The organism is Brevibacillus sp. HD3.3A, assembly GCF_013284375.2.
GTDB lineage: Bacteria > Bacillota > Bacilli > Brevibacillales > Brevibacillaceae > Brevibacillus > Brevibacillus parabrevis.
Genome location: NZ_CP085874.1, coordinates 3,902,779 through 3,915,479, shown reverse-complemented (window position 1 = coordinate 3,915,479; position 12,701 = coordinate 3,902,779). Strand labels below are relative to the sequence as shown.

Below are 12,701 nucleotides of genomic sequence, written 5' to 3'. Positions count from 1 at the left end.
GCTTGCATGCGATGGTTATTTCCCCACTGCTGAGCCATACTACCTGTTGAGGAAACCAAACAAAGGTGGTGCCCGATTTGGATCACAGAATGCTGGCCAGCTTCAGGGAAAAACTGCTGGAGCAGAAAAAAGAACTCGAAGATCGCGTGCAAGATCACTACGGCATGCGAGAACCGATGACTACCTCCTTGCAGGAATTTTCCATGTACGATAACCATCCGGCAGATATAGGCAGTGAAATGTTTGAACGCGAAAAAGATTTGGCTCTCGACAGCCTTGACCGGGAGACGCTGAAAGAAATCGACCAGGCTCTGACCCGGATGGAAGAAGGGACATACGGCCTCTGCACGGTCTGTGGCGAGCCCATTCCGCACGAGAGGCTGGAAGCATTGCCCCAGGCGCAAACGTGCAAGGAACACGCTCCTGCCCCGCATGTGAACGAGTCGCGACCGATCGAGGAAGAGTTTTTGCAGCCGCCTTTTGGTCGCACATCGCTCGATGAAAAAGAGGGGCAGAACGGCTTTGATGGAGAAGACGCCTGGCAAATCGTCGAGTCGTGGGGCACGTCCAGCACCCCGTTCTCCTTCCAGGAAGGCGACAAAGCCGATTATGGCGAGATGTACATCGAAAGCGACGAGCCGGACGGGTATGTCGAAGCGGTGGAAGAAATCGGCTACACCGACATGGACGGCTACCACGGGCCGGACAGTGTTCACTTCATGCGCAGCGAAACATACGAGGATTACATGCGAAAAGGCGAAGGAAAAGGGAATTTCCTTTCCTACGGCGAGTACGAAGAGCAAATCGAGCAGCGCGAGGGACGCGATGACCTCGTTTGATCGGCGTTTCCTGATCGAGCGCGTCGAAACTTATCCACTCCTGTATCGCTTGCCGCAAGCATACGGTGACGCCAATGGGTACAAGCGCTATCGCAGCACGTTTCTCGTCCGCATCATCACACGAGCTGGCATCGATGGGTGGGGGGAAATCGTCGATTGGTTGCCGACATTGGACAGAGGGTTTCGGGAACGGATCATCCCGTTTTTGCTAGGCAAGGACGCTTCTGGCCGACTGATGATCGCGGATGTGATCAGCAAATGGCATCAGCGATCGGCTTCAGGCGTCAGCATGGCTTTGAGCGAGATTGTCGCCAAAGCGGCGAACATGTCTGTCTGTCAGCTATGGGGCGGGGCGATTCATCGCACCATCCCTGTTTACGCCTCTTTTCAGTCTTACTCCGAGCGTGAAGACTGGATCGAGCATTCGCTCAGCCAAGTGGCAGCGGCGACAGAAGCGGGCTTTTCCAAAGTCAAAGTAAAAATCGGCGGTCGCTCGGTTCAGGAAGATCAGCAGCACATTGCCCGGATGATGGATATGCTGCCAGAGGAGATTCAGGTAGCGCTTGACGCCAATCAAAGCTACGACCTGGCAACGACGAGACAGTGGACGCGGCTTTTGGATCGCTATGCCAACTGGATGTGGCTGGAAGAGCCGATGCCGATGGAGCATGTCGACGAATACGCCAAGCTGCGGGCCGCTCTGCCGATTCCGCTTGCGGGGGGCGAAAATTTGATTCGCTGCACGCACTATTTGGCTTTGTTCAGGCAGGGAGCGATTGACATCGCGCAACCGGACGTATTGCATACGGAAGGAATCGAGAGCTACCGGATCATGCTGCAAGCAGCGCGGCAGTTTGGCTACCGGGTATCGCCCCATACTTTTGACGGCGGCTTGGCGCGATTGTATACGCTGTTTGCGCAAGCTTGTCTTCCCGCCTGGAGCAAAATGGACAGCGAGCCGATTGAGCCGATCGAGTGGGATGTGATGGAAAATCCGTTCACAGCTCTCTTTCCCCTTTATCCAGTCAACGGCGAAGTGACTATCCCTGATGGACCGGGAATCGGACTTGCGCCGAACTGGGAAATTATCAACGCGATGCGCTGGGATGGCAGCGTCTATGCGTGAGATGAGGAGTTTCGTATGGCACAAAATGCGAAAAACCTGATAGGGCTGACGGGAATCCCGCTGGTGATGGTGTTGGGCAACTCGATGCTCATTCCCGTCTTGCCCACGATGAAAAACAAAATGCACCTGACCTCCCTGCAAACCAGTCTGCTCATTACAGCCTTTTCGATTGCCGCGGGGATTGTGATTCCGCTGGCAGGATACTTGTCTGACCGTTTTGGCCGGAAGATCGTCATTTTGTTTTCGCTGGCTCTGTACGGGGTAGGGGGGCTGTTGGCAGGACTCGCGGCGATGTGGCTGGATCAGCCGTACATGCTGATCATGGGAGGACGGGTTTTGCAGGGGATTGGGGCAGCAGGGACGGCGCCGATTGCCATGGCACTGGTGGGCGATCTGTTTGAAGGAGCTTCGGAGAGCAAAGCGCTCGGCTTGATGGAGACTTCGAACGGATTGGGCAAAGTGTTGAGTCCGATTTTTGGCTCCTTGCTCGCCTTGATTTCCTGGTACATGGTCTTCCTCGCGTTTCCGATTATTTGCGGGGCGGTTCTTGTACTGTTTCTGTTTTTGACAAAAGAAAAGAAGCAAGAACGCAAGCCGCTTGTCATCAAGCAATATTTGCACAGGATCGGAGAAGTGTTCAAGCAGCACGGAAAATGGCTGATCCCCGCGTTTTTTATCGGCAGCATTTGTTTGTTCACGCTGTTCGGCGTGTTGTTCTACCTGTCCGATCTGCTGGAAGAAAAGTACAAGATCGACGGTGTCATCAAAGGCGGATTTTTGGCGATCCCGCTTTTGGTCATGAGTATTGCTGCCTATTTGACGGGAGTCATTATTCGCAAAAAGCTCGGCCTCATGCGCCTGTTTGTGATCATCGGGATGTTTTTGCTGTCGGCATCGTATATACTGGCCAGCTTCGTCAAAGGCGCCTATGTGCTGATCGGGATTCTCATCATTGGGAGCATCGGGACGGGAATGATCTTGCCGTGCCTCAATTCGATGATTGTCGGAGCGGTGCAGAAAGCCGAGCGGGGGATGATTACATCCCTGTACAGCGGAGTGCGTTTTATGGGGGTAGCGGTCGGGCCGCCCGTGTTTACGTGGCTGCTCGGGATTTCGCGAAACGTCATGTTCTTTTCCATCGCCGGTCTGTCGCTCGTGTTCGGGGTAGTGGCGATTTTCCTGTTGAAGCCCAAGCAAGCTGAGCAGACCGGGCAGAGCACGGAGCAGGATGCTGCCAAAGAGCAAGAGACGAAAGCATGGCGGCAAATCTCCGAGGTGCTCGGAATCGAACCGGAGACCGAGCAGGAAAAGCGGCGTGCGAATGCGCTCAAAAAGTACGGCCTTGATGTGAACGATCTGTTTGCACGCCTGTTGTCCGGGAAAAAGGAAAAAGAAAAAAATTAAAAACAGGCAGTCCTGCCGCAGTCTCTCACCAGAAAGGGAGGGCTTGCAGTTCGGACATGCCTGTTTTTTGCTCGCCTGACGCTTGAAGGAAAAGCTTGCTCACTGGCCGGAGTGGGCCGCAAACGGATGCCGCAGGGCGCGCTCCAATGTCAACGGATACACGTCGTCGCGCAAAATCCGGCTAAACTGCTCGTCGTTCTTGATGTCCCGGGGAATATCCGCGAACATGACCGTCTCCTGGACGTCAGCACCGGGAGGGTTCTTTTCGTATGTAAGCACTTTTGCGATGTAAATATCTTTTCGCTGCCCGCCGCTCAGCGTGTACTGCCCGATACGCTCAATGCCTTCGAGGACAGCACCTGTCTCTTCATACACTTCCCGTACGGCGGCAGCCAGACTGCTTTCGCCAGGCTCGACTTTTCCGCCGGGCAGCTCCACACCGCGGCTGCGATGACGGGTAAACAGCAGCTTGCCTTGATAAAAGGGAACGATGAGCACGTGCCCAGCCGAGTGAGAGCGATACTCGTCCGGATCGAAGGTAAGCTGCACAGGCAAACCGAAATCATCTGAAAAAACGTACAAGAACAGCGCTCCTTTCTAAGCTCAAAACGGAGTAGACGAGCGGCCGTGCATGGAAATATGCTTGACGGCTTTCATAGCCTGCCCGACAGCCAGTGACAGGCTGGCATAGGCAGCGCCGTTGGTGACGTCACCCAAGCCGTATATCCACGCATCGTCGGATCGTTGAAAATCGTCTGTCTTCAAATAGCCGTCTCCAAACATGGTCAATCCATCCAACCCGGCGCAATTGCCATGGACTCCGATGCGCGGCAAAATCAAGTCGACCAGCAATTGTTGCGGATTTTCCGGCCGACGCGAAGCCAATGTCAACCATAGCCGGTCTTCGCGGTGCAAAAAGCCGCTCACTTCCGTCTCCCACAGAACGGTCAGATTGGGGAGCGCGGCCATTTTGCGCAGCCAATCGGGTCGGGCACGCAGATGGTTGCTGCGAATCAGCAAGGTGACGTGGCGAGCATGCTTGGTGAGGTTCACGGCACTCTCGACAGCGCGATCTCCGCCGCCAATCACAGCCAAGTCCAGTCCAGCTACCGACGTAGCCTCCGCCGTCGTGGAGAAGGAGGGTGGCAAGACGCGGGGGCAGCCGTCCAGAGCCGGAATTTGGTTAGGGGCAACACCAGTGGCAACGAGCAAATAGTCTACGCGATAGAGCGCTTTGGAAGTCGTCACGGTTTTGGCGACCCGATCGATGGCTACCAGCTCTTCTTCAAAGCGGACAGCCAGTTTTTGCACGGAAGGATGCCGGGACAAATCTTCCAGCAAAGAAGCCCCTTGCGCATACACACGCGGAGGAAAATCCCAAATTTCATTGTGGATTTGATGCAACTGGCCGCCGAGCCGATCTGTTTTTTCTACCAGCAAACAAGACAACCCCAATCGTTGGCACCAAATAGCGGCAGACAACCCCGCGATGCCGCCGCCTGCGATCAGCACCTGTACGTGTTCCACTCTCCAGTCCCCCGATCTTTTCTTTTTCCGGTTTTCCCAATAGTTTTAGACTACCTGTTTCGTTTAAGGAGTGCAAGGACTCGCCGCTAAAACGACAAAACAGGTGCGATCCCTCGGGCATCAGCTACAATCTGACAGCAGAATGTGGTAAAATAGGACATGCTTTTCCAGAATAATAAAAAAAATGAATAGAATTGTGACACCATGCATGTGAAAAGGAGTGAACCTGCGTGCAGGCCAAGAACGAAAAACAAAGGGCCCCTGTGAAACAGCCGCGTACACGCAAAAAACGCGGACAGCGAAGCAAGCGGATGTATCTGCTCTTGGCTGCGTGCCTGTTTCTCTGCTTGCTGGCGGTCGGGGCGGGATACGCGCTCAACAAGGTCGACCAGACACTGGAAGTCGTGACGGAAGATCCGTACAAGCTTCCCGATCAGCCCGTCGTCGAGCAGCCGTATGAGGATAAGAAATCGATTGCGTTCGTCATTGTCGGGGTGGACACGCGGAAAAACATCGGGATGCTGAACACAGACGTACTGGTTGTCGCGGTCGCGAATCCTGTGACGAAAAAAGTGACGATGGTATCCTTGCCGCGCGACACGCGGGTCGAGATTCCCGGATACCCAGGTTATCACAAGATCAATGAAGTTTTTGCACTTGGCGAAGGTCAGAAAAAGCTGGCAGAAAGCAAAGGCAAACCTGTGACGGAAAACGGCATGACGATGCTCAAGAAAACGCTGGAGCATATGTTTGGAATCTCTGTCGGCCATTACGTCCAGCTCGACTTCGAGGGCTTTACGGCAGCGGTTGACAAGCTTGGCGGCGTCAAGGTAGATGTGGATCGCGATCTCGTCTATGAGCTTCCCAAGCAAGGCGTCTACCGAAATTTGAAAAAGGGAACCCAGGTGCTGAATGGCGAACAGGCTTTGGGCTTTGTCAGACACCGGATCGACAGGCGCGGCAGTGCTTACAATTCGAGCGACTTTGACCGCAACCGCCGTCAACAGCAAGTGATTCGCGCAGTAGCGGACAAAATGATCTCGATGGACGGAGTTACCCGTCTGACATCGGTGATGGAAACGGTTGGACAGCATATTAAAACAGATTTGTCGAAGGATCAAATCAAAGGAATGGCCATGGATTTCGGCACGATTTCTTCGGATAATATCGTCTCGCTGGAAAACGGGGCGATCTGGAGCTCGCCGTATTCCTTGTGGCCGCGGGAGAACATGCAGGCGGTCCGCAGTACGCTGCAAAAGGAACTGGGTGTAGCCGAATCAACGAACCAACTGAGCAACGCGTCGGTTGCGGAAGTCGCCAAGATCGAGATGAAAACGGAGACGAGGCCGACGACGCCAAAGCCGTCCACTTCATCCCCGACCAAAGAAGCGAAGCCAAAATCGGAGAAACCGACAACCCCGGCAGCTAAACCGGAAACGACGCCAGAGCCAACTCCCGTACCGGATGGAGGAAACGGGCAGTCCGGCGAGACGTACCCGAGCGACATGCCGCCTCCTGACATTATCGCGCCGCCAGCACCCGCGCCAGATGTCAGTGACAATGGGCAGACATAATGATTTTTGTGCACCCTTCCCAAAGCGAGCCACATATACTGCCAAAAACGGGCGTATGTCAGCTTGAGGGAAGGAGGCCACGTCCTTGAAAAATTGGCAAGAGACGTTGAAGCAGTTGCAAAAGGCTTCGCAAAGCCTGGGAAAATTAAATCTGGACAAAGAGCATCCGTGGGGTGCTTTGCGCCAGATGAATCAAATCATGGACGCGAGTTTTTGGGAAAATGTAGCGGCACTCAGCAAACAAACGCCGAATCAGACAACGACCTCTACCACGAAGACGACGAAGGTCGTGCAGACCAGCCAAAAGAGCGCGAAACAGCCCAAAGGCAAGCCAGTGCGGGTCGTGCAGGAGGAAGAAACGACTGATTATCCTGTCACGGATGTGTTCTTGTCGGAGCAAGCGGTAATCGTCTGCTGCGAATTGCCGGGCTTCGCGCGCGACAGCCTGGAGTTGGCACTGGTCGAGCAAAAGCTGCTCGAAATCAAAGGGGAAGTCAAAGAGCCGAATTACAACGGCGCGTGCGTGAAAACAGAGAGGAGCTACGGCTCTTTTCAACGGAATATCGAGCTACCAGCTCCGGTGGTCGCAAAAGGAATGAAAGCACAGTACCAGGATGGCTTGCTGGAAATCATTTTGCACCGTGATGCGGACTATCGGGAGCGAAAAACGACATTCAAGGCGAAGCTGTAGGGGAGGACTTCACGTACCTCCTCTTTTTTGCGGTTTCCCGAGGCGAAAAGGAGGCATGTCCGCCTGCGGGCAAAAACAGTGCTAATGAAAGCCATTAACACTGTTCGTTCATATATTCCCTACCAGCGGCTGATCGACAATGCTCGGATCAAGCGTATTGGTTGCATTGGCGCCGTTGATCGTATTGACGACATTGCCCGTATTGCCGCCCCCAGAGCCGGAAAAGGTTTTCGTTGCGCTTTTCGGGGAGATGTTCAAGGTATCCCCGAAGTTGACAGTTCCCGAGTTGCTGTTGATATTGACAGCTCCCACCACGGAAGGCACTGGTTAATCCCCTCTCTTCGGCTTTGGTTCGTCGCGAAGCAAATGCCGGATATTTTTCACGCGTGTTTCCAGGGTCAGGCATTCGGTGGAACCGATATGGATCACGGAAGATGCCGCAGCGAACGGCACGTCGACTTTTCGCACGCGCAGATGTGTGCAGTCGTGAAACGTATCGATGCATATCGGCTCCTCGGGGCAAGGAGCTGCTAACGGAACGCTGAACACATCGTAATCGGCAAAAGGCAGTTCATTTTTGAAAAAAATCGCTTTTTCCCGTTGAATCGCCAAAATATTGGCTTGGGTATGCACTTGCCTGGAATCGCCAAGTTGCAAAACAGAGGAAGAATCGATGGAGATGCTGCTCAACTTTTTGACGTGGCTTGTTCTTCGGTACAACAGCTGTCGCCTCCTTATGGCGGAGTGAGCGCGGTATCAACCGGGACCGCTCCAATGATCATCGATTCTGGCGGAGTTTCATAAATGGACAGCAGTTTGACCGTTGTTGTATCTCCAATGAACAAGGATGCAGAGGATGACAAGGCATCAATCGAAAGCTTGCCGACGCAGACGGCACCATTTATCACCTGGTAGATCATATCAGGGTTCGTTCACCTCGCGAGGCAGATTTTTGACGAAGCTCTCACACGTTTTTTCGATATCCCGCTTGACCTTCTGGACTATTTTTGGCACCAAGGCGTCGATTTGTTCCGGCTCCAGGTCATCGGCGGGAAGCTGATTGACGTAATAGCGGATGCGCTGATCAATTTGCTTTTTGATATCGTCCAATATAAAAGCCCGGTAGTCGTCATTGAGCGGGTATCCGCACTCTTCTTCGATTCGTTCCAGCACGTGATAGGCGTCCGACTCCAGGTAGCGGTATATTTCTTTTTGCACGCGGTCAAACAGCGGCGAGTTTTTTTGCTCGCCAGACGGCACATTCATCGTCTGATTGATGGAAAGCTCGCCGATTCCCGAATCGTTGCCTTTCGGGTTGAGACCGATATTGAGCGTTCCTTCTAGCCGTTCCACCTTCAACAGATCAAACTTGTACTCGTTTTTGATTACAGAAGGAACCTGTTTCTCTTTCAAGTCTTTGATATCTTGCTGCAATTCTTCTATCATTTGCTTCATTTTCTCGATTTTTTTGTTCTGTGTTTGTATATAGTCATGTAACTGTTGCAAATACTGCATCACTTCGGAACCGATGTACATGACGATCATCCTTCTTCATCAAACATAAAGCTGGTCAGCGTGAAGGCTCAACCAATGGGACAAGCGGAATAAATTCTGCCGAAGAAGTCTCGGGCATCGGTCCGGCTGCGGGGGCCGGCTCCGTGAATCCGCCTGTGTTGTAAAGCTGGGATAGCGGCTTGATGATGCCGGCACTGCCGATTTGACAAACCGATGAGTTGGTTATGCCATCAATCTTCAAATTGTGGATGACGATGTTTTGATGAATAAAAAAATTCATGGAAAATCCCGTCCCTCTGCCGCAGAATCGCTCGTATCCTCCACGAAGATGGGAAGTTCGTTGCTGGTCGTTTCGTTCACGTAGACTACGCTGCGCGGAATCTTGAACGAAAGATTGGTGCCAGAGTTGAACGAGCCTCCTCCTGCAAAGGTTTTGGAGTAGCTGACAGGGGAAATTCTCCGGACGTCTCCGACATTGAAGACGCCGCTTATGCTGTTTACATTGATGACCCCAACAATGGCTGGCATCTTCGACACATCCTTTTTACGAAAGAGCCTTTCTGTATTGTATGTGGGAGGGCACTGGGTGTTCATACCTGTTTTTGGGTTCGCGGTCCGCGCTGGGCAGTGCAGGCATACAATACAAAATCCCGCATAGAGCAAAAGTGCGATGAAGGAAAAAGGAGAACGAGCAGAATGAACATGAAAGTCCACAATAAAAAGATTGCGCTTGGAGACATCAAAGTAGGGGGCGTGCAGCAGTCATCGCTTGTTTTGATCGGAGATGCGGACGTGATCAGTTGCACATCGGTTTTTGACACGCCAAAAGACTCGCTCATCTACAGCAAAGAGGTACCGATTCGACCGACGACACCACCAGCACCAACAAGACGAGGCCGATGACAGCCTCGCCTAACGGGATGAACCATATTTGTGCTTGAAGTGGCCAAGAGCGAGCAACGGCCAGATGAAGCGATAGCTGTGATAGGCAAAATACGTGCCGCCAGGCCGTCCGCCTCCTGTCGGATACGTGACAGACCAGCTCGTCGCCTGACTTTGCCGGGATAAAAAGTCGATCCCTCGCAAAATCGGGGGCGTAGGCTCAGGGGAGACGGCGATGAGAGCATCGAGCGCCCAGGCTGTTTGGGAAGGCGTGCTTGCGCCGAGAGCGACGTATGTTTTTTTCTCGTCGCTGTGGCATGATTCGCCCCAGCCCCCGTCGGCGTTTTGCGTGCCGAGCAGCCAGGCGACAGCCTTTTGGACCGCGGGGTGAGTGGAGGTTACACCGACTGCGGCAAGTCCGGTAATCGCCGCCCATGTTCCGTACACATAGGCAATCCCCCAGCGACCGTACCACGACCCGTCCGCTTCCTGGTGGGTGAGCAGCCAGCGAACGGCTTTTTGCACAGGGGCGTCGCTTTCCTTGTACCCGGCGTATCGACCGAGAAACTCCAATGTTCTTCCGGTCAAATCAGCAGAGGAAGGATCGGTGCTGACCGTATCTGAACCCTCAATCGGCAAGTTGCGGATCAGGGCGGAGTCTGTATTTTTCTCAAAGGCAGGCCAGCCGCCATCGTCGTTTTGCATGGACAAAATCCAGTCGAGTCCGCGCTTCCAGGCGGCGGCTGTCGTTTTGTCCAGCCGCGATTGGGCGCGTAATGCCCGCAAAGCGGCTGTCGTATCGTCGATGTCGGGGTTCAGCGTGTTGAAGTCGGAAAAACCCCAGCCTCCCGGGTGTCCTGCCGGATTGCGAATTTTCCAGTCGCCGTACGTATGCTGCTGTTTCGCAAGCAAGTAGCGGTTGGCTGACGCGATAGCAGGGTGATTGGCGGACAGGCCGCTTTGCTGGAGAGCGTGTGCCAGGAGGGAAGTATCCCAGACGGCGGAAGTCGCCAGTTGCAGGTGAGAGCCTTCCGGCGTTTCGCATACGCTGTCGCGCAGCCCGACGACTGCTTTCGCGATGTGCGGATCGCGGGGAGAATAGCCGCGGGCAAGCAGGGCAAAGACCATGAAAAAGGTGGAGGTGGAGTAGTTGTACAGCGTTCCGTCGGCTTCCACGCGAGCCAACATAAACTGCTCCAGTCTGCGCAGCGATAGCTCGTGCAGCAAGCCGGGCAGCAAAGGCAGGCGCATGACATGCTCGTGGATCGAAGCAAGGAAAGGCTGGCCGCCACGGGCAAAACGATCCAGCAAGCGGTGCGGATAAAGGCCGGGAGAGATCGGAGACGTCACGTACAAATCAGACAAATCGGGCGTGTCCGCCGTTCCTTTGGCAAACTTGCGGTCGGCGGCAATCATCATCGGGGCGAGATGCACGCGGGCATATCCGACAAAATCGTAAAAGCTGACAGGCGAGGAAGGGGGCAGCAAGGCAATTTCTACAGGCACGAGAAAATGAGCGGGCCACTTGTACTGTCCGGTCAGGGCAGCGGCAAATTTGGTCAGCAAATTGGCTTCGGTCAGTCCGCCTTTGGCGCGAATGAACTCGCGAGCGGGAATCAGGCGAGGATCATTTTTTTGGTAGCGGCGCGAGAACAGCAGGGCGTAGTAACAGTCCAGCGTCGTCGACAAATTCCCTTCCGCCTCGTCCGGGTACAGCTTCCAGGCGCCATTTTCCTGCTGGAGAGCGGCAATGCGGGTCGCAAGTCCATCGATCAATCGCTCATCATCAATTCCGAGCGTGCGCAATAGGATGATCATGTGAGCGTCAGTCGTCGGGGAGCTTTCCAGACAGAAGCGCCAGGAGCCATCCTGTTTTTGCTGGCTGAGGAGCAGAGACTGAATGCGGTTGATTTCTTGCCGTACTTGCAGCAATGACAAACACCTCCATCACACATGCTTTTGCCAGAGGGGAGGGACGAATGATGGGCCGGGCATGGCAAACGTACGCGACTCTGTGGCCGCTTGCACGCGAGCTTGGAAAAGGAAAGCGAGCGAGTCAGGCTGCCAATCCCCTCATAAAAAAAGACCAGGACACGGTCACGGACATTCGCAACAAAACAAAGGAAAGCAACGGCGACAATCTGGACAGGACGAGCGCCTATTTGGCTTTTTTTCGCCGGCATCCCGAAGTTCATTGGGCACTTTTGGCGCATCTCGTTTCGCGCAATGCCGGATGGAGCATGACAGATTTGCGCGGCGAACTGCTGCCCAGGCTGCTTTCCACAAAAGAACAGCACGACTATTTTTCTTTTTTGGAGCGGGGCAACTGGCTTATTTTTCAAGATGCCTACCCTCAATTACTACTGTATGAGGAGAGCGTCAAGCGCCAGACCAATCTTTTTCACCTCCTGCCCCAATTCGGCGTCTCCCGCTTCATGCAAGCGCTCTGGAACCACTTCTGGGAGAAAGGCGACAGCAAGCTGCTCACTATTGGGCTGATTGTGAACGAGCAAAACTATTTGGAGACGCAGATGATGGGAGATGCGACGTACCGCCATAGCGTGGTCAAAACGTGGCCTTTTGCCTTGCAGGAAGTGCTTCGGCTCAACTTGATCTTGTTTCCGTACGAAGCGGAGGGACGGTCAAACGCTCCGTTGCGGCTGCTCGGCGATCAAGTGCTTCAGTTTGCCTCGCTGGTTGAACGAATCGAGTTGGGCAAACGACTGTACAGCCTTTTGTATCGCGACACGAAAACCAGGGAGGGAGTAGAGAAGTGGGCAGAGCAGAAGCCACATTCCGGCTCCCGCAAAGATTTTTGGCCGCACTTGTTCCACGATTTGCGCGAGACAATGCCAGGGAAGCCGTATCAAAAAACGGTGCGCGGGTGCGCGCTTTTGCCTGGAGCCAAGCGACTCTACTCTCCTGCGCTGCGCCAGGCATGGCAACGGGTACAGCACGAAGCGCCAAAGGACATAGACTGGTACGAAGGCAGCAAAGGCGTCATGCGGCAACTGGCATTCGCCGCAGAGGATACACCGCCTGTTTTGGCCGATGCAGAAGGCGTCTATTGCCAGGCGATTGAAAAAATCGAGCTGGCTGTGCTGGCAAAAGGGAAAATCTTTGGCCCGATGTAGTAGAATAGA

Annotated in this window: 16 protein-coding genes; 7 read left to right on the top strand and 9 right to left on the bottom strand. The window is 54.0% G+C overall.

Going from position 1 to position 12,701, the window contains the following annotated elements; all coding sequences use genetic code 11:
* Positions 1-77 precede the first annotated feature (77 nt).
* Genes HP435_RS18055 through HP435_RS18045 form a run of 3 tightly spaced genes read left to right on the top strand, consistent with a single transcriptional unit; the run spans position 78 to position 3,369 of the window.
* Positions 78-839, top strand: a complete 762-nt coding sequence (locus HP435_RS18055) for a TraR/DksA C4-type zinc finger protein (protein ID WP_173597041.1) — start codon at positions 78-80, stop codon at positions 837-839.
* Entirely contained in the window at positions 826-1,965 is a 1,140-nt protein-coding gene (locus HP435_RS18050) for a mandelate racemase/muconate lactonizing enzyme family protein (RefSeq protein WP_173599284.1), read from the top strand. Before HP435_RS18055 ends, HP435_RS18050 begins: the two co-directional genes overlap by 14 nt.
* A 15-nt stretch (positions 1,966-1,980) precedes the next feature.
* Positions 1,981-3,369 carry an MFS transporter gene (locus HP435_RS18045; RefSeq protein WP_173599283.1) on the top strand — a complete coding sequence of 463 codons (1,389 nt, stop codon included), beginning with the start codon at positions 1,981-1,983 and terminating at the stop codon, positions 3,367-3,369.
* Positions 3,370-3,468: 99 nt separating this feature from the next.
* Here HP435_RS18045 and HP435_RS18040 read toward each other — a convergent pair whose 3' ends face one another.
* Both HP435_RS18040 and HP435_RS18035 read right to left on the bottom strand, forming a co-directional pair.
* Positions 3,469-3,951 carry an NUDIX domain-containing protein gene (locus HP435_RS18040; protein ID WP_173599282.1) on the bottom strand — a complete coding sequence of 161 codons (483 nt, stop codon included), beginning with the start codon at positions 3,949-3,951 and terminating at the stop codon, positions 3,469-3,471.
* A 21-nt stretch (positions 3,952-3,972) separates the two neighbouring features.
* Positions 3,973-4,896 carry an NAD(P)/FAD-dependent oxidoreductase gene (locus HP435_RS18035; RefSeq protein ID WP_173597045.1) on the bottom strand — a complete coding sequence of 308 codons (924 nt, stop codon included), beginning with the start codon at positions 4,894-4,896 and terminating at the stop codon, positions 3,973-3,975.
* A 230-nt stretch (positions 4,897-5,126) separates the two neighbouring features.
* Between HP435_RS18035 and HP435_RS18030 the strand changes: the two genes are divergently transcribed.
* Positions 5,127-6,470: an LCP family protein gene (locus HP435_RS18030; protein ID WP_122965026.1), complete on the top strand. Its 1,344-nt coding sequence runs from the start codon at positions 5,127-5,129 to the stop codon at positions 6,468-6,470.
* Between the two features lie 85 nt (positions 6,471-6,555).
* Complete coding sequence (locus HP435_RS18025) at positions 6,556-7,161, top strand: Hsp20/alpha crystallin family protein (RefSeq protein WP_122965027.1); 606 nt, start codon at positions 6,556-6,558, stop codon at positions 7,159-7,161.
* Between the two features lie 108 nt (positions 7,162-7,269).
* Here HP435_RS18025 and HP435_RS18020 read toward each other — a convergent pair whose 3' ends face one another.
* From HP435_RS18020 to HP435_RS17995, 6 genes are read right to left on the bottom strand one after another with little or no spacing between them, the layout of a single operon-like run.
* Positions 7,270-7,485 carry a spore germination protein gene (locus HP435_RS18020; RefSeq protein ID WP_063230417.1) on the bottom strand — a complete coding sequence of 72 codons (216 nt, stop codon included), beginning with the start codon at positions 7,483-7,485 and terminating at the stop codon, positions 7,270-7,272.
* Between the two features lie 3 nt (positions 7,486-7,488).
* On the bottom strand, positions 7,489-7,881 hold the full coding sequence (locus HP435_RS18015) for a spore germination protein GerPE (protein WP_122965028.1): 393 nt from the start codon (positions 7,879-7,881) through the stop codon (positions 7,489-7,491).
* Between the two features lie 14 nt (positions 7,882-7,895).
* Positions 7,896-8,081, bottom strand: a complete 186-nt coding sequence (locus tag HP435_RS18010) for a spore gernimation protein (RefSeq protein ID WP_122965029.1) — start codon at positions 8,079-8,081, stop codon at positions 7,896-7,898.
* A gap of 1 nt (position 8,082) precedes the next feature.
* A complete protein-coding gene (locus tag HP435_RS18005; RefSeq protein WP_122965030.1) occupies positions 8,083-8,697 on the bottom strand; it encodes a spore germination protein GerPC in 615 nt (204 codons plus the stop codon).
* Positions 8,698-8,731: 34 nt separating this feature from the next.
* Positions 8,732-8,956 carry a spore germination protein GerPB gene (locus tag HP435_RS18000; RefSeq protein WP_063230421.1) on the bottom strand — a complete coding sequence of 75 codons (225 nt, stop codon included), beginning with the start codon at positions 8,954-8,956 and terminating at the stop codon, positions 8,732-8,734.
* On the bottom strand, positions 8,953-9,204 hold the full coding sequence (locus tag HP435_RS17995; RefSeq protein WP_063230422.1) for a spore germination protein: 252 nt from the start codon (positions 9,202-9,204) through the stop codon (positions 8,953-8,955). Before HP435_RS17995 ends, HP435_RS18000 begins: the two co-directional genes overlap by 4 nt.
* 168 nt (positions 9,205-9,372) lie before the next feature.
* Here HP435_RS17995 and HP435_RS17990 point away from each other — a divergent pair, with 168 nt between their 5' ends.
* Positions 9,373-9,579, top strand: a complete 207-nt coding sequence (locus HP435_RS17990; RefSeq protein ID WP_173599281.1) for a hypothetical protein — start codon at positions 9,373-9,375, stop codon at positions 9,577-9,579.
* Positions 9,580-9,588: 9 nt separating this feature from the next.
* Here HP435_RS17990 and shc read toward each other — a convergent pair whose 3' ends face one another.
* Positions 9,589-11,490 carry a squalene--hopene cyclase gene (gene shc / locus HP435_RS17985; RefSeq protein ID WP_173599280.1) on the bottom strand — a complete coding sequence of 634 codons (1,902 nt, stop codon included), beginning with the start codon at positions 11,488-11,490 and terminating at the stop codon, positions 9,589-9,591.
* A gap of 47 nt (positions 11,491-11,537) precedes the next feature.
* Here shc and HP435_RS17980 point away from each other — a divergent pair, with 47 nt between their 5' ends.
* The gene (locus HP435_RS17980; RefSeq protein ID WP_229049703.1) at positions 11,538-12,692 is read left to right on the top strand and encodes a DUF2515 domain-containing protein; all 1,155 of its coding nucleotides are present in this window, start codon (positions 11,538-11,540) and stop codon (positions 12,690-12,692) included.
* Positions 12,693-12,701: the final 9 nt, after the last annotated feature.

Excerpts from the sequence above, each read along its gene's own strand:
- HP435_RS17995 (WP_063230422.1), bottom strand. The coding sequence starts at position 9,204 with ATGCCAGCCATTGTTGGGGTCATCAATGTAAACAGCATAAGCGGCGTC.
- HP435_RS17990 (WP_173599281.1), top strand. The coding sequence starts at position 9,373 with ATGAACATGAAAGTCCACAATAAAAAGATTGCGCTTGGAGACATCAAA.
- HP435_RS18000 (WP_063230421.1), bottom strand. The coding sequence starts at position 8,956 with ATGAATTTTTTTATTCATCAAAACATCGTCATCCACAATTTGAAGATT.
- HP435_RS18050 (WP_173599284.1), top strand. The coding sequence starts at position 826 with ATGACCTCGTTTGATCGGCGTTTCCTGATCGAGCGCGTCGAAACTTAT.
- HP435_RS18005 (WP_122965030.1), bottom strand. The coding sequence starts at position 8,697 with ATGTACATCGGTTCCGAAGTGATGCAGTATTTGCAACAGTTACATGAC.
- HP435_RS18045 (WP_173599283.1), top strand. The coding sequence starts at position 1,981 with ATGGCACAAAATGCGAAAAACCTGATAGGGCTGACGGGAATCCCGCTG.
- HP435_RS17980 (WP_229049703.1), top strand. The coding sequence starts at position 11,538 with ATGATGGGCCGGGCATGGCAAACGTACGCGACTCTGTGGCCGCTTGCA.
- HP435_RS18010 (WP_122965029.1), bottom strand. The coding sequence starts at position 8,081 with ATGATCTACCAGGTGATAAATGGTGCCGTCTGCGTCGGCAAGCTTTCG.